Raw genomic sequence first — 21,305 nt, 5'->3', positions numbered from 1 at the left:
TCCCCGACGCCCCGGAATGCCCCCCGACCCGCTCGCGTCGGGTCACGCCTCAGCTCACGCCGTCATGGATCCCTCGGTCGCCGTCATGTCGGCGAAGGAGTAGGGCGGCCACGGCCCCAGGAAGCGGATGCTGAGGCTCGGGTGCTCCTGCTGGATGCTCGTGAGCTCGGCACCCACGCCCTCGGTCTGCGCGGTCCGCACGAGGCACGCCGCCGTCAGCACGGGGACGAGTCCCGGATCCCGCGCAGCGCGGCGGTACTCCTCGATGTCCACGCAGTGCTGGGCGAGGCGCGTGCGCAGGTCCGGGTAGAGACCGTCGGCAGCTCGATCGGCGAGGTCCTTCTCCATCTTCTCCAGTCGCTTGGAGAGCAGTCGCCGCACGCCGGCGGGCCGACTCTCCATCTCCGCGGTGAGAGAAAGGACCTCGGGGTCCTCCGCCACGTGCTTCGCACGGTCCAGGGAGATCTCCACCCGCAGCTCCGTCGTCCCCTCCAGGTGCTCGAGACGTGGGCCCAGCAGGGAGGTGTTCGTCTCGAGCCAGTCGGCGAGCTGCTGCGCGGGGGTCGAACCGGCCTCCTGATCGCCGTGGACGATCACGTTGAAGGAGACGGGCAGCACCGCGCCGCACTGTTGCCAGGCGTCGTCGACCGCGTCGCTGTGCTCGAGGATCCATCGCTTCACGTCGTCGTCGGGACCCTCGTAGGGCCCTGCGGTGTGCTCGTGGACCACGGCCCGCAGGCCCGACGGCGCATCGACCACCTGCAGAGGCGCTCCGTCGATCCCGGTGGCGGTCGGCCGGTAGTCCCCGTCCCCCACCACGGCGTACACGTAGAGATCGGCGGCCTCGCTCATGTGATGTCCTTCCTGTTCTCCTCGGCCCATCGCGCGGGGTTGATCAGCTTGTCGACGACCTCGTCGACGACGTCGTCGAGACCGTCGTGGAGGTCGGTGACGGAGCGGGTGATCCCGTGCTCCGCCTTGATCTGGTCCATCGCCTCGTCCAGCTCCATCAGCGCCTCGCCGAGCCGGTCCTGCTCCTCCTCGGTGAGGTCGCCGCCCTCCATGCGCCGCACCGCCTGCGTCTCCAGTGCCTCCTGGATGACCTCGACGAGTGTGACCACGAGGGTCAGAACCCCGTGCTTGAGACTCTCCTCGTCAACCTCGAGCGCCATCTCCGGCCCCCTTCCTCGTCGTCAGCTCCTCGTGCCATCGGACCACGTCCGGGGCGGCGAGCCGCGTCGTCCCGGCCGCACTGTCGAGGACCAGGACCTGCTGCTCGTCGGTCGGGTTCTCGTGCTCCTCGAGCGTGTAGCGCGGGTCCTCCAGCAGAGAGGTGCGCACCCGGGCACGGCCGTCCAGCGGGGACTTCCAGACCAGGCCGTCGGCCTCGGTGAGGCTCGCGTGCCCGGCGCGCCAGGTGCCGCCCTCCGCGCGGGTCTCGAGGTACCACATGGGGCCCTCGAGCACGGGCCCGTCCGCAGCGCCCGGGAGCTCGTCCGCCTCCGCGGCGGGACTGTGCCCCAGCTGGCCGCGCACCAGCGATATCAACCGCTCCGGGTCGACCGCGGAGAGCATCGAACGGCTCTCGTCCTCGAGGGTCACATGGAGCCGCGTCCGGGACTCGCCGCCGATGGAGCGCTCCCGGATCGGCTCGATCGCCGTGATGGAGGCGAGTGGAGCCTGCCACAGGGTCTCCACGGGGTCCCGGCGATGGATGATCAGTCGCCGGTTGGTGAGGTAGGCGGTGCCGGGGCGCCAGGTGCGGTAGAAGCCCTCGTGGTAGTGGCCACCGGCCATCTTGGCGATCACCTCTTCGCCCTCGGCGAGCGGCAGGTGCGCCGAGAGGGACTTCTGGACCCAGGCACGGGTGTCGCGGTCCCAGGCGTTCATCATCCCGTACTCGAGCATGGTCTCCATGCCGGCGATGGTGGCCCGCAGGTTCACGCCGATCAGGGGCACGTCGGCGACGGAGATGATGAGGTCCAGGTTGAGGTGCACCCCCTTGTTCAGGAGCACCTCGAGCAGGTCCGGGAGGGTCGCCCGCGGATCCCGATTCGGCTGCATAGCGGCGGGTTCGTCCATGCCCCGGCCCGCTCAGTCCTCGCGCGCTGCCGAGACGGGGAGCTCCTGCTCGCCCTGCTCGGCGACCGCGGGCCCTGCGCTGTCGGCAGGTCCGTTCGCCTCGAGCTCCTTCGAGCGCGCGCTCTGCCATCCGCACCAGGGGCAGTACTCGTTCATGAGCTGCTTGAGTTCGGCGCGCTTGCCGCACTGCGGGCAGGTGTCCTTCGCCTCGATGGCTTCCTGCCACGCGACCGTGTCACGGTCCGTGCCGGCAGGGAAGTCCAGGCCGTAGCGGGCGGCGGTCTCGAACGAGGCCAGGGCCGCACGGATGCGGATCCCCAGCAGCTCCACTCCGGCGACCGAGACCATGATGTCCGCGTTCAGCACGAGGCCCTTGTCCAGCAGCGTCTCGACGACGTGCAGCAGCGTGCCCTCGCGGTCCCGCTGCGGTTCCATGGGCCCGCCGGTCGAATTGACGATGCTCATCCTTCACACCTTCTTCCCGTCTCGCCTGCGCAGATCATTCGCCGGGGCGGCCGCGCACGTAGCGATCCTTGCGGTCGTAGGAGGTGATGTGGCCCAGTCGGTCGAGCTCCACCTCGTACTCCGCGAGCAGGTCGGCCGTATCGGGGATCCGCCGGGACTCGACGACCTCGATGCGCACGCTCCAATGGTCCTCGTCCCAGCGCACCCCGATGACCGACTCCGGGGTGCGGTTGGTGAGCTCTCCGAACTGCGACACCGCCGTCTTGACGGCGTCCGCGGCCGAGACCCGGGCGACCTTCTTGCGCTTCCGGCCGTCGTCCGGTCCCTCCTCGTGCGTGTCGGCGTCGTGACCGCCGCTGTGCTCGGTGTTCTCGGTGTCCACGGACTCGTCCGCGTCCTGCTGGGCCTCGTCGGTGTTCTGGTCGTTCATGATCACTCCTTCGACGTGCTGCGTCGGGTGGAGGCGAGCAGGCGGCGCACGAGCGCCTTCTCCATGCGATCTGCTTCCTCCTGGCCGATCGTCCCTGCCTCCCGGGCGTCACCGACCTCTTCCAGTGCGCGGCGGATCGTCGCGGGGTCGTAGTACTGCCGCTCGGCCTCGTCGCGCACCTGCTCGGCCACCCACACCGTTCCCTTCACGGGAAGCAGCGGGGCGCTGATCAAGGAGGAGAAGATCCCCATCGGAACTCACCTCACATCTGCGGGACGAAGTCGTAGGGTGCCTGAGGCCCGACCAGGCGGAAGCGGAGACGCTCGTGGCGTTCCTCGGCGATCCGCTCCACCTCGGCCTCGAAGCCGTCGGCGGCATCGGGGCGCACGAGCACGGCCGCCTCGACGACGTCCTCGGCACTGCCGATCGACCGCACGGCCAGCTCGGAGACGGTGGGCTGCAGTCGGCCGAGGATGCTCTCGGACTCCGGAGGCCGCCAGGCCTCCAACGTCTGCACGACGAGCTCACCGAGCCGGATCCGCTGCGGCCTCGTCTGATCCTCACTGGTGCCCGCGATCTGCTCGCGCAGCCGCATGGCCTCCGGGTTCTGCTCGAGGATCTCGCGAAGTGCGGCGTCCCGATCGAACCTCACGCGCACCGTGTACTGCTGCAGTCCGCGCAGGCGCTCGAGCGCCGTCACGAACTCCTGTTCCCGGGGAGAGAGCAGATCCGCCGCGATGTCGCCATCGCCCGGGAGCACGGTCCCGAAGGCCATGGGCAGGACGGGATGCGCCTCGGCGAGGGCATCCAGCACCTGCGTGTGCGCCACGAGATCATCGGGATCGCCGAGCGCGTCCACCGGTTCCAGATCGCTGACCAGGGCGGCCAGCGATCCGGAGCCGACGACGCGAGGGGCGTGCCCGTGCACCCCCTCGACCGAGGGGGCCTCGCAGTCCGCCAGGACGATGCCGTAGAGGTACAGGTCCGTCTCCATGCCGGTGCTCCGATTCACTCGGAGTTCGAGCCCTGCTGGGCGTGCTGCTTGGTGCGGCGACGGGGCTGCTCCTGCTTCTGGGAGCTCTCGTCGCTGCCCGGCGTCACGGCGTCCTTGAGGCCCTCCACGGCGCCCTTGGTCTTGCCTTGCGCGCCGTCCTGGGCCATGCCGCCCATCAGCTCGGGGAGGTCGCGGCCTCCCTGCTGGGACAGGTCCAGTCGGTTCGTGGCCTCCGCGAAGCGGAGATAGGTGTCGACGCTCGCGATGACGATGCGTGCATCGATCGTGAGGATCTCGATACCGACCAGCGACACCCTGACGTAGGCGTCGATGACCAGTCCCTTGTCCAGGATGATCTCGACGACGTCGGCCAGCGAGCTGGACGACGGCCTGTCGACGTACCCTCCGCGGGAGCGTTCCATCGTGTTCGTGCTCATGACTACCTTCTTCCTCGGTCGGGACGCTCAGGAGCGCCCGTCGCGGTCCTCGTCGGTCTCGTCGGCAGGGACGTCGACGTACTCGTACTCGACGTCCTCGTCCTCCTCGGCGGGCTGGTCGTCCTCGTCGGCGGGCTGGTCGTCCTCGTCCACGGGCTCGTCGTCCTCGTCGGCGGGCTGATCGTCCTCGGGCTCGTCGCCCTCGACGGCAGGCTCGTCCGGATCTTCGTCCTGGTCCTCGTCCGCGGCCGGATCCTCCGGTTCGTCGGTCTCGGGGGCGTCCTCCGGTTCGTCGGCCTCAGGGGCCTCAGCTGCCTCGTCGTCCTCCGCGGCAGGGGCGTCGGCGTCGTCCTGGCCCTCGTCGACAGGCCCGTCCGCGGTCTCCTCGTCCTGCTCCTCGTGGTCGAGGGCCTCCTCGTGGGAGGTGACGAGCTCGCCGTCGTGGATCTCCCCGCGCCACCCCTCGACTGCCGAGGGATCCCGGATGACCTCGGTCATCGCGTGGTGGACGAAGAACTTCAGCTCCAGACGGAAGCGTCGACCGACGGCCCTCCAGATGTTCGCCGTCTTCTCGACGAACCCCTGGGGGTGGTACTCGCCGATCACCACCATGCGGGTCAGCCTGGGCGCCAGCTCGTGGAAGGTGACGCTGCCGCTGATGCTGCCCTTCTCCCCCGTGGAGTCCCACACGATGTGGGAGTCCGCGACCTGCTCGCTGATGGTCGCCTGCCAGGTGCGGTGGGACCACATGACCTGGCCCTTGATGGAGAGCGTCACGTCGTCGACCCACTCCACGTGCTCGACCTTCTTCATGAAGGTCGGCCAGTTCTCGAAGTCGGTGAAGGCGTTGTAGACGACCGAGAGCGGCAGGCCGACGTCCGTCCACTCCACGATGTTGGTGAACTTGAAGTCGCCGGACCCTGCTCCGCCACCGGAGGACCCGCCTGAGGTGTCGGAGTCGGAGTCGGAGCCGGCGCCGACGAGGCCGGCTGCCTTCTCCTTGACGCCCGTTCCCGCGGCGGAGACAGCGGCCTTGGCCGGCGACTCGCCTTCGGCGATCTTCTGCGCACCGGCCTTGGTCGCCTCGCTCTGCGCGTCGCCAGCACCGTCGAAACGGTCGGCGAGGGCGTCGACCCGGTTGCCGGCGGAGGCGATGGCCTTGCGGCCGAGGGTCCTCGCGAAGTCGGTGCCGTGTTCCTTGAGCCCGGCGAAGATCGAGTTCTCACTCATCAGAACCTCCCTGCTTCGTCGGCGTGCGCTTCGTGCTCTGCGTGCTGCGGGGCTTCTTCGTCGACGACGGGGAGGACTTCGAGGAGGTCGATCGCTTGCTCGTCGTGCTCCGGGTCGACGAGGATGATGTCCCGCCCGTGTCCGACCCTCCGGATGCGGAGGTCTTCGACCGCGCAGCGCTCTTCCCGGACGACGTCCTGGGAGCCTGCCTGGTCTGCGAGCTCGAGCGCCCAGCCCCCTGTGCGGGGGTCTTGCGAGCAGGCTCGCTCGTCGCCGCTTCCGCGTCGGCCTCCTCGCCCGCATCGTCCTGATCGCCGGCGGCATCGTCGTCAGCCCCGGCGTCGTCGTCAGCTTCGGCGCTCTCGCCGTCGGCGGGCTGGTCCGGTTCCTCCTGAGGCCCGGAGTTCTCCGTGCCGTCGTCCTCGGTGGTGGGATCGGCCTCCTGGGCTGCCTCGTCCAGCGACGCCTTCATCTTTTCGGTCCGGTCCTGCAGTCGCTGGCTGAGCTGGTCGACCTGCTTCGCCGCGAGTGCTCGCGCCGCGTTCTTGCCGGAGTCGGCGAGCCGCCCGGTCAGCTTGTCGCCGAGGTTCTTGAGCTCGGGCGAGGACTGGGCGACCTCTCCCAGCGACTGGGCGATGCTGCCCCGGTTCTTCGCGGCGGTCGTTCCTGCGACCGCTCCGGCCACGGTGAGGGCCAGCTTGAGCTTCTTCGTCCGACCCAGCAGGTAGCCGCCCAGGATCAGAGCTGTCACCGTCGTCTTGTTGTTCACGTCCGGCCTCCGAACGGTGCCTTCGGCACTCCATAGGTTCCGCCGAGGTGCTCGACGGGATCGGAACGATTCCACGGGCCCGCAGACCTGTCGCCTGCCCGTCGCCCGGCTCGACCGTATTATCGGCCCGAATCCGCGCGTGACCTGCACCGTTCCTCCCTGAAAATTCGAGCTGACCACGTGGTCAGCGCATGGGGTCCGTCATCCTCTTGCTCGGGCTGCGCGCGGCCTGATGAGGCTCTCGACGGCATCCCCCGCTCCGCCGCCCGGCGCGGAGATCTCTCGGCCCTGGGGAGGCCTCACCGCCGCGCGCCCGCGCTCCGCGGAGGACCTGCGGTCTGCTTCACGTCCCGCCATACGAGGGCCGTTTGTGGCGCCCGACACAGATTTCTGGTGGAATCAAGGCGCTGCGGCTGCCAGAGCAGTCGACTTCCCCGCCCCGGGAGACCGGGTCCGACCAAAGGAGAAGCACATGGGTAACCTGCCCGGCTGGGTCATCCCGGTCGTCATCGTGGTGCTCGTCGTCCTCATCATCCTCATCGTGCTGGGGGTGGTCAGCTCGAAGCGTCGCAAGGCCCGTCAGGCCGAGGCGGACCGTCACCGCGCCGAGGAGATCCGCAAGCAGGCCGAGCGGGACAAGGTCGAGGTGCAGGAGCGCGAGCTCAAGGCACGTGAGTCCACGCTCGAGGCCGACAAGGCCAAGCTCGAGGCCGATCGTCGCGAGCAGGCCGCGCGCGACCATCAGGACAGCGCGCAGGACGCGCGCGCCGATGTCGACGACCGCCTGCGTGAGGCCGACGAGATCGATCCCGACGTCGACACCAAGCACGGCCGTTCCCGTGACGACGCCCGTGATCCCCAGCGCGCGGACGACCGGACCGACGGCACCGGCGCCGCCGGGGCTGCGGGAGCCGGCGCCGGCGCCGCGGGTGCCGGTGCAGGTGCCGCTGGCGCTGGTGCCGCGGGCACCCGGGACGACGCCGACGTCCGCGACGAGCGCGGCGACCGCGGTCCCGAGGGTGACGCCCTCACGGGCCGCGACGGCGCACAGCGCGGGGGCGATGCCGCACCCCGAGCCGACCAGCGGGTCGATGAGGAGCGCTACGGCGACGACCGCGGCCGCACCGGTGAGCGCTCGCACCTCGATGATCGGGATCGTCTCGGCGATCAGGACCGCGTGGACGGGCAGCGCCCCGTCGGCGATCAGGATCGTGTCGTCGGCTCCGACGACACCGGTGGCCGTGCTCCGCGCGGCGCCGCCGACGAGGGCTACCGCGAGGACACCAGCGGTCGTGTGCTCGGCGACGACGAGATCTCGGCGCAGGGCGAGGGTCGAACCGGCCAACACGGCCGCCATGCGGCCGAGCCCGTCCAGGAGGGTGAGAGCCGTGGACTCCGCGATGACCAGGGCGTCCAGGGCCGCGAGGAGCCCCGCCAGGGCTTCGCCGACGACTCCCGGATCCACGATCGTCGCGACGACGAGACGACCGCCCAGCCGATCGCCGGCGGCCGCACCGATCAGGTCGATGGCCAGCAGTTCGATCGTCGCACCGCGCAGGGTCAGGGTCAGCAGTTCGATGACCAGCAGTTCGGTGACCGCCCGGTCGCAAGCGACGATCGCCCGGCCCCGGACGGCGAGCGTCCCCGCTCCGGCGGCGCGCAGGCCGCGGACCGTCGCGAGGACGACGGCCTGCTCTCGGACGACGATCAGCTGCGTCAGGGTCGCCGCGTCGACGAGCAGGGTCGCCCCTTGACCGACGGTGAGGGCGAGCCCCCGGTGGAGGGCGGTTCCCCGCGCGGGATCTGATCCCGTCCCACCGTCGTCGAGCGGGGGCAGTCCTGTGGACTGCCCCCGCTCCTCTGCGTCCGGGGGCGCTCAGACCGTCCACGACCCGGGTGCCCAGCGTCGCTCGCCGATCTCGCGTGAGGCTGCCCGCTCGGGGCCGCCCGGAGCCCCACACCGCGACCACGCAGGGGTAGCCTCGCCGCATGCTGCTGCCGCTCGAGCCCCTGATCGCGTTCTTCGCGGTGTCCGCCGTCGTCGTGCTGCTGGTGGTCGCCGTCGGTGTCGTCATCGGTCGGCGGCTCCGCCGTCGAGAGGCGGAGGAGGCCCGCAGGGACCGCACCGAGGACGCCCGGCGGACCCGTTCCCGCGGACACTCCCCGCGGTGACCCCGTGGCGGTGAGCATTCTCGGACCGCCCGTCACCCGTGCTCCCGGTCCCCACTGACCACACGCTGTCGGAATTGTCAGGAACCGTATCCGAGCGCGCGTACCGTGATCGTATGAATCGCTCCCCCGAGGACACCTCCTCCCCCGCATCCGCACCGCGGGACACCATCCCGCGCGGACTCCAGGTGGGCGCCGCGTACACCTGGCGGGTGCTCGTGATCGGACTGGGCATCGCCGCCGTGGTGCTGCTGGCCATCTGGCTCTCGGAGATCGTGGTCCCCTTCCTGATCGGGCTGCTGCTCTCGGCCCTGCTGGTGCCGCTGTCCTCCTTCCTCCAGCGCCACCACTGGCCCAAGTGGGTCGCGATCATCACCGCGTGGGTGGTCGTCTTCGCCGTGCTCACGGGGCTCGTGCTCGTGGTCATCCAGCAGGTGCGCGACCAGCTCCCCTCGATCGAGAAGCAGGTGCTGTCGTCCCTGAACTCGGCCGAGGCCCTGCTCGCCTCGCATCCGCTGGGCATCGGGATCTCCAGCGCCGACGTGAACCACTACGTCTCGGAGGGGACGGCCTGGCTGCAGAAGCACGCCTCCGAGATCGGCGCAGGCGCCGCCGAAGCCGGCTCGAGCGTGGCGCACCTCCTCGAGGGCATCTTCATCGTCATCTTCGTGACCCTGTTCGCCCTCATCGACGGCCGCCGGATCTGGGCCTGGACCGTCAGCCTGTTCCCGACCGCCGCCCAGGGACGCATCACGGTCGCCGGCGCGGCCGGCTGGCACACGCTCACCAACTTCATCCGCATCCAGCTCGTGGTCGCCGCGACCGACGGTCTCTTCATCGGCATCGGGGCCACGATCCTGGGGGTCCCGCTGGCGGTGCCGATCGCCGTCGTCGTCTTCTTCGGGGCGTTCGTGCCCGTGGTCGGCGCGATCGTGGGCGGCGTCGTCGCGGTGGGCCTCGCCCTGGTCTTCAACGGCTGGGTGTCGGCGCTGATCATGCTGGCGATCGTCGTCGGCGTGCAGCAGATCGAGTCCCATGTGCTCCACCCGCTGCTGACGGGCTCCGCCGTCAAGGTGCACCCGCTGGGCGTGGTCCTGGGCGTGGTCACCGGTGCGGCGGTCGCCGGGGTCATCGGCGCCTTCTTCGCCGTGCCCTTCATCGCGACCGTCAACTCGATGGTGGTCGCCGCCCGGCGGTGGACCCCGGAGACGGAGGCCGTGCCCGTCACCTCGGGACCGACGCCGGACGAGGTGGACGACGCCGTGGAGGACGGCGGGGAGACCCTGCAGAAGAATGCGGAGTCCGCCCGGTCCGCAGGCTCCGGGAGATCGGGGAGGGACGGCGAGTGATCCGCCGAGGCCTCAGACGCTGAGCAGCGCCTCGGCGATCCGCTCGTAGACGTCCTGGGCGTAGTGGAAGGGCGAGTGGCCCCAACGGTGCTCGGGGTCCGAGTGCACGTCCTCGACGTCCAGCTCGATCATGCGCAGCCCGAGGTCGCGCAGGTGGTCGTAGTAGCGAGCGAAGCGCTCGTTGGCGTCGGCCGGGGTGATGCCCATGCTGGCGGGGGTCTCGCTGCCGTCGATCGCGCACAGCGCCCACGGCACCGCGAGGACCACGGTGCGTGCGGTGAGGCCGGCCTCCTCGAGCGTCGCGTGCAGCGCGTCCGCCGAGGCCTTCCATGTCTCGAAGTGCTCGTCGTCGCCGAAGGGGACGTGCAGGGACCCCGTCAGCGCCGCCTTGACCTCGGGGGACTTCATGACGTCGATGCTGCGGGTGACCACGTCACCGTCCAGATAGGCCTGCACGCCATGGCGCTCGTCGGCCAGGTCCCACAGCAGGAGGTCGCTGTGGGGCGCCTCTTCGAGGATCCTCTGCGCGGCGTTGCCGGCGAAGTCGCCCTCCATCATCCGGCGCTGGAAGGGCGAGTCGATCGCCGCGTCCTGCGGGAAGCGGGCACTGGCGTCGTTCCCGATCGAGAGCACCGATTGGCGCGCGACGTATCCCGCGACCTCGATGCGGTCGTGGGCGGCGAGATCCACGGTGTCGCGCGAGACGCAGCTGCCGTAGATGGTGACCCGGAGCGGTCGGTTCCCGGTGGTCTCGGGCACGAGTCTCCTCAGGGGTGCGGGCATGGTCCTCCGCACGGCGCATGGCCTATACGGTGGTGAGCGTCAGGGTACTCGGCCCCGCCGATATGCCCCTTCCCCCCGCCGTCGCCTGTGCAGGAGACCACTGTGACCGAGTCCCGTTCGCCGCTGCGCACCGCGCGCACTGCCTTCTGGCACTTCCGCCACGGAGGCATCTCGCAGGTGCGCACGTGGAGGCGGCGCCAGAAGCTGGGCGTGCGCACGACGAGCGCCGCCGGCAGCCAGGAGGACGGCCGGATCCGCTTCCCCGCCGCCGAGCTCCCCGATCGCGCCCCCCACCTGCCCGGGCTGCGCGCTGCCGTGATCCTCGACGACTTCTCCATGCTCGCGTGGTCCTACGAGATGGAGACGATCGCCGTCACCCCGCAGGAGTGGCGCACCCAGCTCGCCGAGCAGAGCGTGGACCTGCTGCTGGTCGAATCGGCCTGGCACGGCAACTCCGACGCCTGGCAGTACCAGCTGACCGGGTCGAAGGCGCCGAGCACGCCGCTGCGGGAGCTGGTGGAGCACTGCCGCACCCAGGGCATCCCGACGGTCTTCTGGAACAAGGAGGACCCGCCCCACTTCGAGGACTTCCTGGCCACGGCGCGCCTGTTCGACCAGGTCTTCACGACCGACGTGACCCTGCTGCCGCGCTACCGCGAGGAGCTGGGGCACGATCGCGTGGCGGTGCTGCCGTTCGCCGCGCAGAGCGCCGTGCACAATCCGGTGCGGCCGCAGCACGGCCATCAGGCGCGGGACGTCGCCTTCGCCGGCATGTACTTCGCCCACAAGTTCCCCGAGCGCCGGGAGCAGATGGACATGCTGCTGGGCGGCGCGCTCGACGTCTCCTCCCGGATGGACCACGGCCTGGAGATCTTCTCCCGCTTCCTGGGCGATGATCCGCGCTACCAGTTCCCCGGCGAGCTCGCCGAGCGGGTGGTCGGCTCGCTGCCCTACTCGCAGATGCTCACCGCCTACAAGGCCTACAAGGTGTTCCTCAACGTGAACTCGGTGGTGACCAGCCCCTCGATGTGCGCACGGCGCATCTTCGAGATCTCGGCCTCCGGCACGCCGGTGGTGACGGCCCCCTCCCCCGCGCTCGGGCACTTCTTCCCCCCGGACGAGGTCCCGGCGGCGAGCACGCGCGAGGACGCCGCGCACCTCACCCGCGCCCTGGTGCGCTCCCCCGAGCTGCGCGACCGCACGGTCCACCTGGCCCAGCGACGCATCTGGGACGAGCACACCTACACGCATCGGGCGCGGACGGTCCTGGAGTCGGTGGGCCTGGGCAGGAGGGCCGGCACCGCCGGGCGGCCGGGAGAGGAAGGGCTGCCGCCGGTGAGCGTGCTCGCCGCGACGAACCGGCCCGGCCAGATCGACCACCTCTTCGCGCAGGTCGCAGCCCAGACCGTCGCCCCGCAGCTGGTGCTGGTCACCCACGGGTTCACGCTCGATGCGCGCACGATCGCGCGCGCTCACGAGGCTGGCATCGAGCACCTGGTCATCCAGGAGGCGGCCGCCGATCGCCCCCTCGGCTGGTGCCTGAACGCGGCGGTCGACGCGGCCGACGGCGCCGTGCTCGCCAAGATGGACGACGACGACCTCTACGGACCGCGCTACCTGCACGATCTGCTGCGGGCCCGGGAGTTCGCGGGCGCCGACGTGGTCGGCAAGCAGGCGCACTACATGTACCTCAGCGGCACCGACACGACCCTGCTGCGCTTCCCGTGGCAGGAGCACCGCTACACCGACCGGGTCATGGGCCCCACGATCACCGCGGCTCGCGAGGTGTTCGAGGCCCATCCCTTCGCCGAGGTCTCCCGCGGGGAGGACACCGCCTTCCTCGAGTCCGTCGCCCAGGGCGGGGGCGTCATCTACTCCGCGGACCGCTTCGGCTTCACCCAGATGCGCGGGGACGACTCGCACGGTCATGCCTGGTCCCCCGGCGATCGTGAGCTGCTGGCCACCGGGGACGTCGCCTGGTTCGGCCGCAACGACCACCACGTGATGATCTGAGGCCCCGATGCCGGCCACCTCCCCCTCCCCCGGCGGCAGCCGCGGCGGTGCCCGCCGCTGGTGGCCCGTGATCGTGCTGGTCGTCATCGCCCTGGTACTCGCCGCGGTGCTGGTTCCCCGACTCACCGGCGATCCGGACTCCCCGCGCCCCACCGCCTCCCCCACGGCCTCCCCCACCCAGGACCCCGCCGATCAGCTCCTGGCCGAGGGGTACGACCCCGATCCGGGACCGTTCTCCCTGCCGGATCCGGCCGAGGGCGAGAAGGCCGCGCAGGACCCGGTCTCGGTGCGTCTGCGGGCGTCGAAGGACGCGACGACCTGGGGTGAGAACCTGGGGCTGAGCTTCGAGGCCACGGACCTCGCCTCCCCCGTGTGGGGCTCGCAGGACTCGAACATCGACGAGATGCTCGGCGCCATGGACCATCCGGTGCTGCGGTTCGGCGGGAACTCCGTGGACCGGCGCATGTGGTGGACCTCGAGCGACGAACCGGCGCCCGACTGGGCCGAGGCCACCGTGACCCCGGCCGACCTCGAACGGGTCGCCCGAGCCGCGAGGAAGGCCGAGGCGACCGTCATCCTCACCGTCGATCTGGGGCACGAGGACCCGCAGCGGGCGGCCGACATGGTCGCCCACGCGAAGGACGCCTTCGGCGACCTCCTGCAGGGCGTCAGCATCGGCAACGAGCCCAACGGCTTCCACGACCCCCAGCAGAAGCACCTCGAGGCGCGAGGCAGCTCCTGGGGTCCGGCGGCCTACACGTCCCAGCTCGAGGACTACGCGAGCGCGATCCGGGAGGAAGCCCCCGGGACGCCGATCGTCGGCCCGGGCGCGTACGACGCCCCGTGGTGGCGCGCCTTCGCGGACTCCGGCGTCCGGGACAAGACCGCGATGACGATGCACTGGTACCCCCTGTGGGACTGCCAGGGGCCCGCGAGCTCGATCGCGAACCCCACGGTCGATGACCTCACCTCCCCGAAGCTGCGCGCCCAGGCCCGCAAGCTCGTCGGGATGGGAAAGGAGGCCGCGGACGCGGCGGATCTGCCGCTGTGGATGGGGGAGACCGGCCCGACCTCCTGCCCGGGGACGAACCAGACCTCTCGCACGCACGCACAGGCCCTGTGGACCGGTGACTACGCGCTGACCGCCGCGGAGAGCGGCGCGGAGCTGATGGCCTTCCACTCGACCCTGGGGGCGTGCCGGGGCGGGGCCCCGATGAGCCCGCTATGCGCCCGGGGCACGAAGGACGATCCCGCCCAGATCCTGCAGGGACGCACCAGCTTCCTCGCGCTGCTGCAACTGGGCCAGATCGCCGAGGGCCGCGTGCTGACCCCGACCGTCTCCGGCAGCGGACGTGTCATGGCTCACGGCGTGATGAGCGAGGACGGGACCCTGTCGATCGTCCTCGTGGACATGCGGGACCCCTCCTCCGACGAGGGGCCGGCCCCGGTGCGCATCAGCGCACCCTCCGGGGTCGGCAAGGACGCTCCGGACCAGTGGCATCCCGAGCAGGGATCGCAGCTGACCGGCGGCTCCCTCGAGGGACACAGCAGCACGCTCGGGGCGATGGCCCCGGTCGACGAGGACCTGAGGAGTCGGACCCTCTCGCGCGGGGATCCGATCACGCTGGAGAGCGAGCCCGGCAGCACGACGGTGATCCGTCTCGCGCCTGGGCCCCAGGCGTCGACCGATTAGGGGGCGTCGTGTGAGAGTGGTTGCGCATTCGCTGGCCCCGCCCGGTGCCGGTGCACCATTCATCCGCTTGCCCTCCTTACCCCCCTCAGGAGCTCCCCGATGACCACGAACACCCCCCTCGACACGGTCTGCGTGATCGGCCTCGGCTATATCGGCCTTCCCACCGCCGCCGTCCTCGCCCAGGCCGGCAAGCGCGTGATCGGTGTCGATGTGAAGCAGACCAACGTCGACGCCATCAACGCGGGCCAGGTCCCGTTCGTCGAAGAGGGCCTGGAGACCGTCGTCGCCGGGACCGTCGCGCAGGGCAGGCTCTCCGCCCAGACCGACACCCCGGAGGCCGACGCCTACATCGTCTCGGTGCCCACGCCCTTCAAGGGCGACCACGACGCCGACCTCTCCTACATCGAGGCGGCTGCGCGCGGCATCGCTCCTCAGCTGCACGGCGGCGAGCTGGTCGTCCTCGAGTCGACCTCGCCTCCCGGGGCCACCGAGTTCATGGCCGACGTGATCCTCGAGATGCGCCCGGAGTTCACCAACGAGCCGAACCTCCCGAACTCCCTGTACTTCTCCCACGCCCCGGAGCGCGTGCTGCCCGGCCGCATCATGATCGAGATGGTCGAGAACGACCGCATCATCGGCGGGCTCACCCCCGAGGCCTCCGAGATGAACCGCGACCTGTACGCGAGCTTCTGCGACGGAGAGCTGCTGCTGACCACGGCGCGCACCGCGGAGATGGCCAAGCTCACCGAGAACGCCTTCCGCGACGTCAACATCGCCTTCGCCAACGAGCTGTCGATCATCTCCGACCGCCAGGGCATCGACGTCTGGGAGCTCATCGAGCTGGCCAACCACCACCCGCGCGTGAACATCCTCCAGCCCGGCCCGGGCGTCGGCGGTCACTGCATCGCCGTGGACCCCTGGTTCATCGTCTCGGCCGAGCGGGAGACCGCGAAGCTCATCGCGACCGCCCGGAACGTCAACGACTCCAAGCCGCGCCTGGTGGTCGACAAGGTGATGGACAAGGCGAACCGCATCAAGGATCCCGTCGTCGCCGCGCTCGGCATCGCCTTCAAGGCGAACATCGACGACCTGCGGGAGTCGCCCAGCCGCAACATCGTCGGCGATCTCGCCGAGCAGATGGACCACGGCACCGTGCTGGTCGCGGAGCCGAACATCGACGAGCTGCCCTCCGAGCTCGAGGCGCGCGAGAACGTGCAGCTGGCCGAGCTGGAGGATGCCGTGGAGCGTGCGGACATCGTGCTCCTGCTCGTCGATCACGACCCCTTCCACACCTTCGACCGCGAGAAGCTCCAGGAGAAGGTCGTCATCGACACCAAGGGGCTGTGGCGGTGAGTCCTGCCGACAGGGACGGGGGCGCGCCCTCCGCGGGCGTGTCCCCCGCCCTGGCGCTGGCACGAGAGCTCGCCGGGACCCCCTCGAGCACCGAGCAGGCGCTGCTCGCGTATCGCGAGGCGGCAGCGGGCTCGGTCTTCGACCAGCCGGTGCTCCTGGAGTACGCCCGGTTCCTGATCGGGCACGCACGCGGCAGCTCGGCCGAGGAGGTCCTCGCCCTCTCCCTGGCGAGGAACGGCGCCCAGGTCGATGCGATCGAGCTCTACTTCGAGCTGCTCCGGGAGCTCGACCTGCCCTCGGACCGCAGGGAGTGGGCGCTGCGTCGCCTCGCGGCCGACATCGAGGCGGCCCCGGACCAGCACCGGGCAGCCCTCGACTACGCGATCCCGCACAGCCTCGATTCCGTCCTCACCGTGATCGGGGCCGCCCAGGACCCGGTGAGCCGCGCGATCGTCCGCATGAACGAGCTCTACGCCCAGGGCGCTGCGGACGACGCCTCGCTGGCCGCGGCCGGCGAGGGGCTCGGGGCGAACGACGCCCTGCGCGCGCACCTCACCGTCGTCCTCGGCAGGGGTGACAGGTCCTCGGCGTCCGAGCTCCTGAAGGATGCCGACCCTCGGGCCGTCCCCATGAACGCGCTGCGGCGGGCGATCCGTCGTGCGCGCGGCGCCGGCCGGGACAAGCAGGCGATCGAGTACCTCACCGCGTACCGGAGGCTCCGTCCCGAGGACGGGTGGGCCAAATCCCTCCTGGCCGACTACGAGCAGAGCGCGGTCAGCAACTACCAGATGGGCCGCAGCGGGTTCCCCTTCCCCGACATGCGTCCCTCCCCCGTCTACGAGCCCGAGCGCAGCAGGATCTTCTACCTCCTGCACAACTCGCTCCCGCACAACTCGGCGGGCTACGCGACGCGCACCCACGGACTCCTGTCCGAGCTGAACCGCGTGGGCTGGGACGTGGACGGCGTGACACGGCTCGGGTACCCCTACGACATGCCGGGGATGGCGGAGCTGCCGGACGTGCCGATGCGCGACGTCGTCGGCGACGTCACGTACCGGCGGCTGCTCACGGGACGGGAGATCGAGAAGAAGAACCCTCTCTTCTCCTACACGGAGCGCTACTCGGCCGCCCTCCTCGAGCTGGCCAAGCAGCACCGTCCCTCGGTCATCCACGCCGCCTCCAACCACTGGAACGGGCTGACCGCCGTGAAGACCGCCCGCAAGCTCGGTCTGCCCTCGATCTACGAGGTGCGCGGGCTGTGGGAGGTGACCCGGGGGTCGCGCAATCCCGAGTGGGCGCAGAGCAACATGTTCCGCTTCATCGCGCGGATGGAGTCCGACGCCGCGAAGGCTGCCACCTCGGTCTTCGCCATCACCGAGGCGCTGCGCGGGGAGATGATCGACCGCGGCGTCGACGGCGACAAGATCCGCGTCGTGCCCAACGGCGTGGACACCACCCGGTTCACGCCGATGGCCCGCGACACCGAGCTCGCGGCGAAGCTGGGGGTCTCGGGGAAGGCGGTGATCGGATACGTCGGTTCCATCCTCGACTACGAGGGCATCGAGCTGCTCCTCGAGGCGGCGCAGCAGCTGAACCGCAGCCGCGAGGACTTCCACGTCCTGATCGTCGGCGACGGCGCAGAGCTCGAGCGCTTCCAGAACATCGTCGAGGAGCAGGAGCTCGACCACGTCGTGACGTTCACCGGCCGGGTGCCGCACGAGGACGTCGAGCGCTACTACTCGCTGATCGACATCACGCCGTTCCCGCGCCTCCCGCTGCCGGTGTGCGAGATGGTCTCGCCCCTCAAGCCGTTCGAGGCGATGGCCATGGGCAAGGCCGTCGTCGCCTCGAACGTCGCGGCTCTCGAGGAGATCGTGACGCCCGGGCTGAACGGGTACCTCCACGAGAAGGGCAGCGCCGAGTCGCTCATCGAGCAGCTCAGCCACCTGCTCGACAACCAGGATCTCTCGCGCCGCATCGGTGAGCAGGCACGGGACTGGGTCGTCGCGAACCGCGACTGGACGATCCTGGCGCAGCAGATCGCGGAGGTCTACGACGAACTCACCCGGTGAGGTCGTCGTCGTCCGCCGCACTCACGACGCCCGTCGCCGCCGCTCGATGAGGAGGGAGGGTCCATGACGATCTCGAGCTTCTCGCCGCCGCGGGAGGAGTCCTTCGAGGGCTACGCCTTCGTGGGCACCGACTTCGTCGCCGGATCCGAGGGGTTCTCCCGGTTCCGCGCGAGCGGCGGGGACGTCGGCCCCGGGGCCGACGGCTGCTACGCGCTGCTGCGGCGCACGGGGACGACCTGGGAAGCCGGCACGGATGCTCGTGGGCTGCGCAAGCTGTTCCTCTACCGCGAGGGTGCCGCCTGGGCACTGGGGACGTCCCTCCACGACCTCGCCCGGCACCTGCGCGCGCACGGTGTCGACCTCACCCCGGATCTCGCCGTCCTGCGCGGGCTGGGGGTGCGCCAGGCGCTCACCGCGCAGCTCAACTCCTCGCGGACCATCTTCCGCCACGTCTCCCTGATGCCGTCCTTCTGCACGATCCGGATCCAGGACGGCGCACCCGTGGTGCAGCCGCTCCCACGGGCCTCCGCCCCGGACGACTACGAGGATGCGCTCGGCGAGCACCTGCGGATCTGGCGCGCACGCCTGGCCACCGTGATGACGGACCCGCGCACCACCTTCATCACGGACCTCAGCGGCGGACTGGACTCCCGGGTGGTGTTCGCCTTCGCGCACGCCGCCGGGCTCCTCCGGGATCCCGCGCGCGTCCAGATCGCCTCCCAGGAGCGCATGGCCACCGACTTCCGGGCGGCCGGCGAGATCGCACGCCGCTTCGACGTGACGCTGAACGGGCCGCCGATGCCGATGCGCACCGCGACGAGCCCCGAGCACGCACTGTCTGCCTGGGCCCATCACAGCCTGGGGGTCTACCTGCCGGTGTACCTGACCCCGCACGCGTTCGATCCCCTGAGCATCCGCTGCCACGGCGGGGGCGGCGGCACCTTCCGGGACATCTTCAGCTCCACCTCGCTCCGGGACCGGCTGCTGGGGACGCGGAAGCACTTCACCGATGCCGCGACCTTCGAACGGTATGCGTCCACGGTGCTGGAGGATGCGGAGGCCCTCAGCGCGATGCGCCCCGAGATCGACCCGCAGAAGCTGCACTACCGGGAGTTCCGCAACCGGTTCCACTTCGGGCACGCCCCGCAGACCCGCACGACCTTCTCGCCCCTGAACTCGATCCTCATCGATGCGATCGCCGACCGCCCGGGCGCGGACGACCGGCGGACGTACTTCGACATGATGGACGCCCTCGCCCCCGGGCTGAAGAACGCCCCGTACGACGATCCCGCCAAGGCGCCTGAGGATCCGTCTCCCTCCGCCTCCGCCCGCCGTGCGGCCCGTCTCCCCGCGGCGGACCCGGGAGGGGTCTTCGCGGACCTGCACGAAGGGACGGCCGACCGGGGGCACCAACGGCGCGCCTTCTCCCTGTTCTACGACAGGGCGGCGGAAGCCCTGGAACGCCCCGAGGTGCAGGAGGCCATCGGGGACCACGGCGTCGTCGCACGAACCGGCCGGTTCCTCCGCGACGTGCGCCGCCAGAGCTCACGCCCGCGAGCGAACGACCCCGGCCACCAGGACGCCTCCTACGTCCTCACGGCAGCTCTGGCCGCCGGGGCCCCGCTGGACCTCTGAGCGGGCTCGCGCCGATCGGCGAGCCCTGTCAGAGGTGGCTCAGACCCGGCTCAACGCGCTGTGGCGCCTCTGCTCGAGAGCGCCGACGTGGTCCGGGATCGCGTCGAGCACGTAGGCCTTGTTCAGCGTGGACTCGTGCGCCCCGTTGGCCTCCCCCGCTCGCACCTTCTCGAGGATGTCCGCGATGACGTCGTAGGGGAACCACTCCTGCCACGCCGTGCGCTCCTCCAGAAGACGTTCCAGCGAGCCGGGCGACGTGTCCCAGGTGCGGATGCCACGGGTGCGGCTGGCCGTCGTGGACTCCTCGAAGTTCGCCTTGTAGTAGGGGACGTCCTCCCACTGCGGGACGAGGGCGCGGGAGAGCGCCTTCTGCATGACCTTGCCGAGGCGCTGCTCGGGCGTGAGGTCCATGCCGGCGCGGACGAACACCGGGTTGAGCAGGAGGATGAAGGACCCAGCGCTGAGCTGGGCGTTGATCCAGCGCCGGAACTTCGAGTGCATCTGGAACACGTTCAGCGCGGTGGCGTCGTGCTGTCCCAGCCGGCGCGTGAAGTCGATCTGGTGCTCGAGGAACTCCATCGCCGCGGGGCGGGACCTCTCGGTGTTCGCGCGACCGGGGAAGGCCGCCCCGACCCTGCGCACCGGGTGGTCCAGCCCCCTGGCGATCTTCAGGATCGACTCGGTCGAGTAGTAGATCCCGTGCATCACCTCGCCGTTGGCACCACCGATGGTGAGGCGGTTCCGGGCCGGGGGCCGCCGGATCGCGGCCTTCAGGTTGCCCGGTGCGAAGTCGCCGTCCCACATCAGCATCGCCTGCTGCAGCCGGTCCTCGATGGAGAACGTGGACAGGCTCGCCCGGTTGGGCACCGTGATGTTGTGCGTGATCCCGCGGTCCTCGAGGGATCGCTCCGGCTCCAGCGCCGCGACCAGCTGCTCGGCGATGTCGACCTCGCCCTGCAGGGTCCCCAGGGTCTGGATGGTCGCGGGCTTACCGCCGGCGACCCACGCTGCGGCGGTGACGCGGGAGTCCTGGCCCCCGGAGAGATGGACCACCGGGCTCTGCTGCGCGATCTCACCGGCGTTGCCGGTCAGGACCGCCAGGGACGCGGCCACGGCGTCCACGTCCGGCTCCGCCTCGCGGTACCCGTAGAACTCCTCGTCGCTCGCGTAGCGATGCACGTGGACCTGGTCGTCGGGGCCCACGGTGATGACATCCGCCGGCCCGAGCCGCTTCACGCTGCGGACAGGAGAGACGTCCTCCGGCCAGAAGCCGAACTGCGAGAGGACGTCGCATCCGTACATGTCGACCTCCAGGGGCCGATCGGAGAACAGCGAGACCATCCCGATGTGGTTGCCGACGGCGACGAAGTGCTCGTTGCGCACGACGTAGCTGCGGCCGAAGCCGAAGGTGTCGTTCCATGCCTCGAAGGAGCCGTCCGTGCCCAGCTGCAGCCCGAAGTAGCCCGGCTGCACCGTCGCCCGTCCCTGGTCGGAGCGCAGCGTCTCGCGGGCCCATGCCTCCCAGTTCCCGAGCGTGACCGACTGCGTCACCGACACCGGCGGCTGGGACAGCGAGAGCACGCCGCGCTCGTCCTCGAGCCAGCCGGGGACCGACCACGTCCCCTCCGTCGCCCTGGCGTTGAGCAGACCCCGGGAGTCGGTCTTCACGCTCACCGCCTTCTCGAGGCCGTACGCGGAGGAGCCGAGCTCCACCGCTGCCGACCACAACGACGAGAACAGCGCCTTCCCCTTCTCACTGAGCGCCGCGACACCGAAGTTCACATTCACAGTCAGCCTTCTTCCGTTCTTTCACACAAACCGATGGAGGGCG

20 protein-coding genes are annotated in these 21,305 nt (G+C 70.5%); 8 read left to right on the top strand and 12 right to left on the bottom strand.

The window, feature by feature from the left end; all coding sequences use genetic code 11:
- Positions 1-54: 54 nt before the first annotated feature.
- The 10 genes from DEO23_RS05755 to DEO23_RS16055 are packed head-to-tail and all read right to left on the bottom strand — an operon-like array spanning position 55 to position 6,407.
- On the bottom strand, positions 55-852 hold the full coding sequence (locus DEO23_RS05755) for a GvpL/GvpF family gas vesicle protein (protein ID WP_165831742.1): 798 nt from the start codon (positions 850-852) through the stop codon (positions 55-57).
- The gene (locus DEO23_RS05750; protein WP_109275066.1) at positions 849-1,172 is read right to left on the bottom strand and encodes a gas vesicle protein K; all 324 of its coding nucleotides are present in this window, start codon (positions 1,170-1,172) and stop codon (positions 849-851) included. Before DEO23_RS05750 ends, DEO23_RS05755 begins: the two co-directional genes overlap by 4 nt.
- A complete protein-coding gene (locus DEO23_RS05745; protein WP_109275065.1) occupies positions 1,156-2,064 on the bottom strand; it encodes a gas vesicle protein in 909 nt (302 codons plus the stop codon). Before DEO23_RS05745 ends, DEO23_RS05750 begins: the two co-directional genes overlap by 17 nt.
- A gap of 30 nt (positions 2,065-2,094) precedes the next feature.
- On the bottom strand, positions 2,095-2,547 hold the full coding sequence (locus DEO23_RS16500; protein ID WP_276309441.1) for a gas vesicle protein: 453 nt from the start codon (positions 2,545-2,547) through the stop codon (positions 2,095-2,097).
- Between the two features lie 34 nt (positions 2,548-2,581).
- Positions 2,582-2,977: a gas vesicle protein GvpO gene (locus DEO23_RS05735; RefSeq protein WP_109275064.1), complete on the bottom strand. Its 396-nt coding sequence runs from the start codon at positions 2,975-2,977 to the stop codon at positions 2,582-2,584.
- Between the two features lie 2 nt (positions 2,978-2,979).
- Entirely contained in the window at positions 2,980-3,228 is a 249-nt protein-coding gene (locus tag DEO23_RS05730; RefSeq protein ID WP_109275063.1) for a gas vesicle protein GvpG, read from the bottom strand.
- An 11-nt stretch (positions 3,229-3,239) separates the two neighbouring features.
- Positions 3,240-3,971 (bottom strand): GvpL/GvpF family gas vesicle protein, encoded by a 732-nt coding sequence (locus DEO23_RS05725; protein ID WP_109275062.1) that lies wholly within the window; start codon positions 3,969-3,971, stop codon positions 3,240-3,242.
- Between the two features lie 14 nt (positions 3,972-3,985).
- Positions 3,986-4,408: a gas vesicle protein GvpJ gene (gene gvpJ, locus DEO23_RS05720; RefSeq protein WP_109275061.1), complete on the bottom strand. Its 423-nt coding sequence runs from the start codon at positions 4,406-4,408 to the stop codon at positions 3,986-3,988.
- Between the two features lie 27 nt (positions 4,409-4,435).
- Positions 4,436-5,638, bottom strand: a complete 1,203-nt coding sequence (locus DEO23_RS05715) for an SRPBCC family protein (RefSeq protein WP_165831741.1) — start codon at positions 5,636-5,638, stop codon at positions 4,436-4,438.
- Positions 5,631-6,407, bottom strand: a complete 777-nt coding sequence (locus DEO23_RS16055; RefSeq protein ID WP_165831740.1) for a hypothetical protein — start codon at positions 6,405-6,407, stop codon at positions 5,631-5,633. The genes DEO23_RS05715 and DEO23_RS16055 overlap by 8 nt, the downstream gene beginning before the upstream one ends.
- 472 nt (positions 6,408-6,879) lie before the next feature.
- On the opposite strand from DEO23_RS16055, the gene DEO23_RS05705 reads away from it, so the two are divergent.
- The 3 genes from DEO23_RS05705 (at position 6,880) to DEO23_RS05695 (ending at position 9,925) form a co-directional block, all read left to right on the top strand.
- Positions 6,880-8,214 (top strand): hypothetical protein, encoded by a 1,335-nt coding sequence (locus DEO23_RS05705; protein ID WP_109275058.1) that lies wholly within the window; start codon positions 6,880-6,882, stop codon positions 8,212-8,214.
- Positions 8,215-8,396: 182 nt separating this feature from the next.
- Positions 8,397-8,579 carry a hypothetical protein gene (locus tag DEO23_RS05700; protein ID WP_109275057.1) on the top strand — a complete coding sequence of 61 codons (183 nt, stop codon included), beginning with the start codon at positions 8,397-8,399 and terminating at the stop codon, positions 8,577-8,579.
- A 113-nt stretch (positions 8,580-8,692) separates the two neighbouring features.
- Positions 8,693-9,925, top strand: a complete 1,233-nt coding sequence (locus DEO23_RS05695) for an AI-2E family transporter (RefSeq protein WP_109275056.1) — start codon at positions 8,693-8,695, stop codon at positions 9,923-9,925.
- A 12-nt stretch (positions 9,926-9,937) separates the two neighbouring features.
- On the opposite strand, the gene DEO23_RS05690 is transcribed toward DEO23_RS05695, so the two are convergent.
- The gene (locus DEO23_RS05690; protein ID WP_109275055.1) at positions 9,938-10,684 is read right to left on the bottom strand and encodes a DUF6270 domain-containing protein; all 747 of its coding nucleotides are present in this window, start codon (positions 10,682-10,684) and stop codon (positions 9,938-9,940) included.
- Positions 10,685-10,810: 126 nt separating this feature from the next.
- Between DEO23_RS05690 and DEO23_RS05685 the strand changes: the two genes are divergently transcribed.
- From DEO23_RS05685 to DEO23_RS05665, 5 genes are all read left to right on the top strand, one after another.
- On the top strand, positions 10,811-12,721 hold the full coding sequence (locus DEO23_RS05685; protein WP_109275054.1) for a glycosyltransferase: 1,911 nt from the start codon (positions 10,811-10,813) through the stop codon (positions 12,719-12,721).
- 7 nt (positions 12,722-12,728) lie between these two features.
- Positions 12,729-14,414: a hypothetical protein gene (locus DEO23_RS05680; protein ID WP_109275053.1), complete on the top strand. Its 1,686-nt coding sequence runs from the start codon at positions 12,729-12,731 to the stop codon at positions 14,412-14,414.
- Positions 14,415-14,513: 99 nt separating this feature from the next.
- The gene (gene wecC / locus DEO23_RS05675) at positions 14,514-15,767 is read left to right on the top strand and encodes a UDP-N-acetyl-D-mannosamine dehydrogenase (RefSeq protein WP_109275052.1); all 1,254 of its coding nucleotides are present in this window, start codon (positions 14,514-14,516) and stop codon (positions 15,765-15,767) included.
- The gene (locus DEO23_RS05670; protein WP_133249843.1) at positions 15,764-17,839 is read left to right on the top strand and encodes a glycosyltransferase; all 2,076 of its coding nucleotides are present in this window, start codon (positions 15,764-15,766) and stop codon (positions 17,837-17,839) included. The genes wecC and DEO23_RS05670 overlap by 4 nt, the downstream gene beginning before the upstream one ends.
- Before the next feature lie 63 nt (positions 17,840-17,902).
- Positions 17,903-19,474: a macrolactam cyclase family protein gene (locus tag DEO23_RS05665; protein ID WP_109275050.1), complete on the top strand. Its 1,572-nt coding sequence runs from the start codon at positions 17,903-17,905 to the stop codon at positions 19,472-19,474.
- 39 nt (positions 19,475-19,513) lie between these two features.
- Here the strand turns inward: DEO23_RS05665 and DEO23_RS05660 are convergent, their stop codons facing one another.
- Positions 19,514-21,262: a hypothetical protein gene (locus tag DEO23_RS05660; RefSeq protein ID WP_109275049.1), complete on the bottom strand. Its 1,749-nt coding sequence runs from the start codon at positions 21,260-21,262 to the stop codon at positions 19,514-19,516.
- Between the last annotated feature and the right edge of the window lie 43 nt (positions 21,263-21,305).

Origin of the sequence: Brachybacterium endophyticum, from assembly GCF_003130585.1 — a bacterium.
GTDB lineage: Bacteria > Actinomycetota > Actinomycetes > Actinomycetales > Dermabacteraceae > Brachybacterium > Brachybacterium endophyticum.
The sequence above is the reverse complement of the archived record's forward strand: the minus strand, read 5'-3'. Positions and strand labels throughout refer to the sequence as shown.

Bases quoted from the DNA above. Each gene is read 5' to 3' on its own strand.
- DEO23_RS05755 (WP_165831742.1), bottom strand. From the start codon at position 852: ATGAGCGAGGCCGCCGATCTCTACGTGTACGCCGTGGTGGGGGACGGG.
- DEO23_RS05750 (WP_109275066.1), bottom strand. From the start codon at position 1,172: ATGGCGCTCGAGGTTGACGAGGAGAGTCTCAAGCACGGGGTTCTGACC.
- DEO23_RS05745 (WP_109275065.1), bottom strand. From the start codon at position 2,064: ATGCAGCCGAATCGGGATCCGCGGGCGACCCTCCCGGACCTGCTCGAG.
- DEO23_RS16500 (WP_276309441.1), bottom strand. From the start codon at position 2,547: ATGAGCATCGTCAATTCGACCGGCGGGCCCATGGAACCGCAGCGGGAC.
- DEO23_RS05735 (WP_109275064.1), bottom strand. From the start codon at position 2,977: ATGAACGACCAGAACACCGACGAGGCCCAGCAGGACGCGGACGAGTCC.
- DEO23_RS05730 (WP_109275063.1), bottom strand. From the start codon at position 3,228: ATGGGGATCTTCTCCTCCTTGATCAGCGCCCCGCTGCTTCCCGTGAAG.
- DEO23_RS05725 (WP_109275062.1), bottom strand. From the start codon at position 3,971: ATGGAGACGGACCTGTACCTCTACGGCATCGTCCTGGCGGACTGCGAG.
- gvpJ (WP_109275061.1), bottom strand. From the start codon at position 4,408: ATGAGCACGAACACGATGGAACGCTCCCGCGGAGGGTACGTCGACAGG.
- DEO23_RS05715 (WP_165831741.1), bottom strand. From the start codon at position 5,638: ATGAGTGAGAACTCGATCTTCGCCGGGCTCAAGGAACACGGCACCGAC.
- DEO23_RS05705 (WP_109275058.1), top strand. From the start codon at position 6,880: ATGGGTAACCTGCCCGGCTGGGTCATCCCGGTCGTCATCGTGGTGCTC.
- DEO23_RS05700 (WP_109275057.1), top strand. From the start codon at position 8,397: ATGCTGCTGCCGCTCGAGCCCCTGATCGCGTTCTTCGCGGTGTCCGCC.
- DEO23_RS05695 (WP_109275056.1), top strand. From the start codon at position 8,693: ATGAATCGCTCCCCCGAGGACACCTCCTCCCCCGCATCCGCACCGCGG.
- DEO23_RS05680 (WP_109275053.1), top strand. From the start codon at position 12,729: ATGCCGGCCACCTCCCCCTCCCCCGGCGGCAGCCGCGGCGGTGCCCGC.
- wecC (WP_109275052.1), top strand. From the start codon at position 14,514: ATGACCACGAACACCCCCCTCGACACGGTCTGCGTGATCGGCCTCGGC.
- DEO23_RS05665 (WP_109275050.1), top strand. From the start codon at position 17,903: ATGACGATCTCGAGCTTCTCGCCGCCGCGGGAGGAGTCCTTCGAGGGC.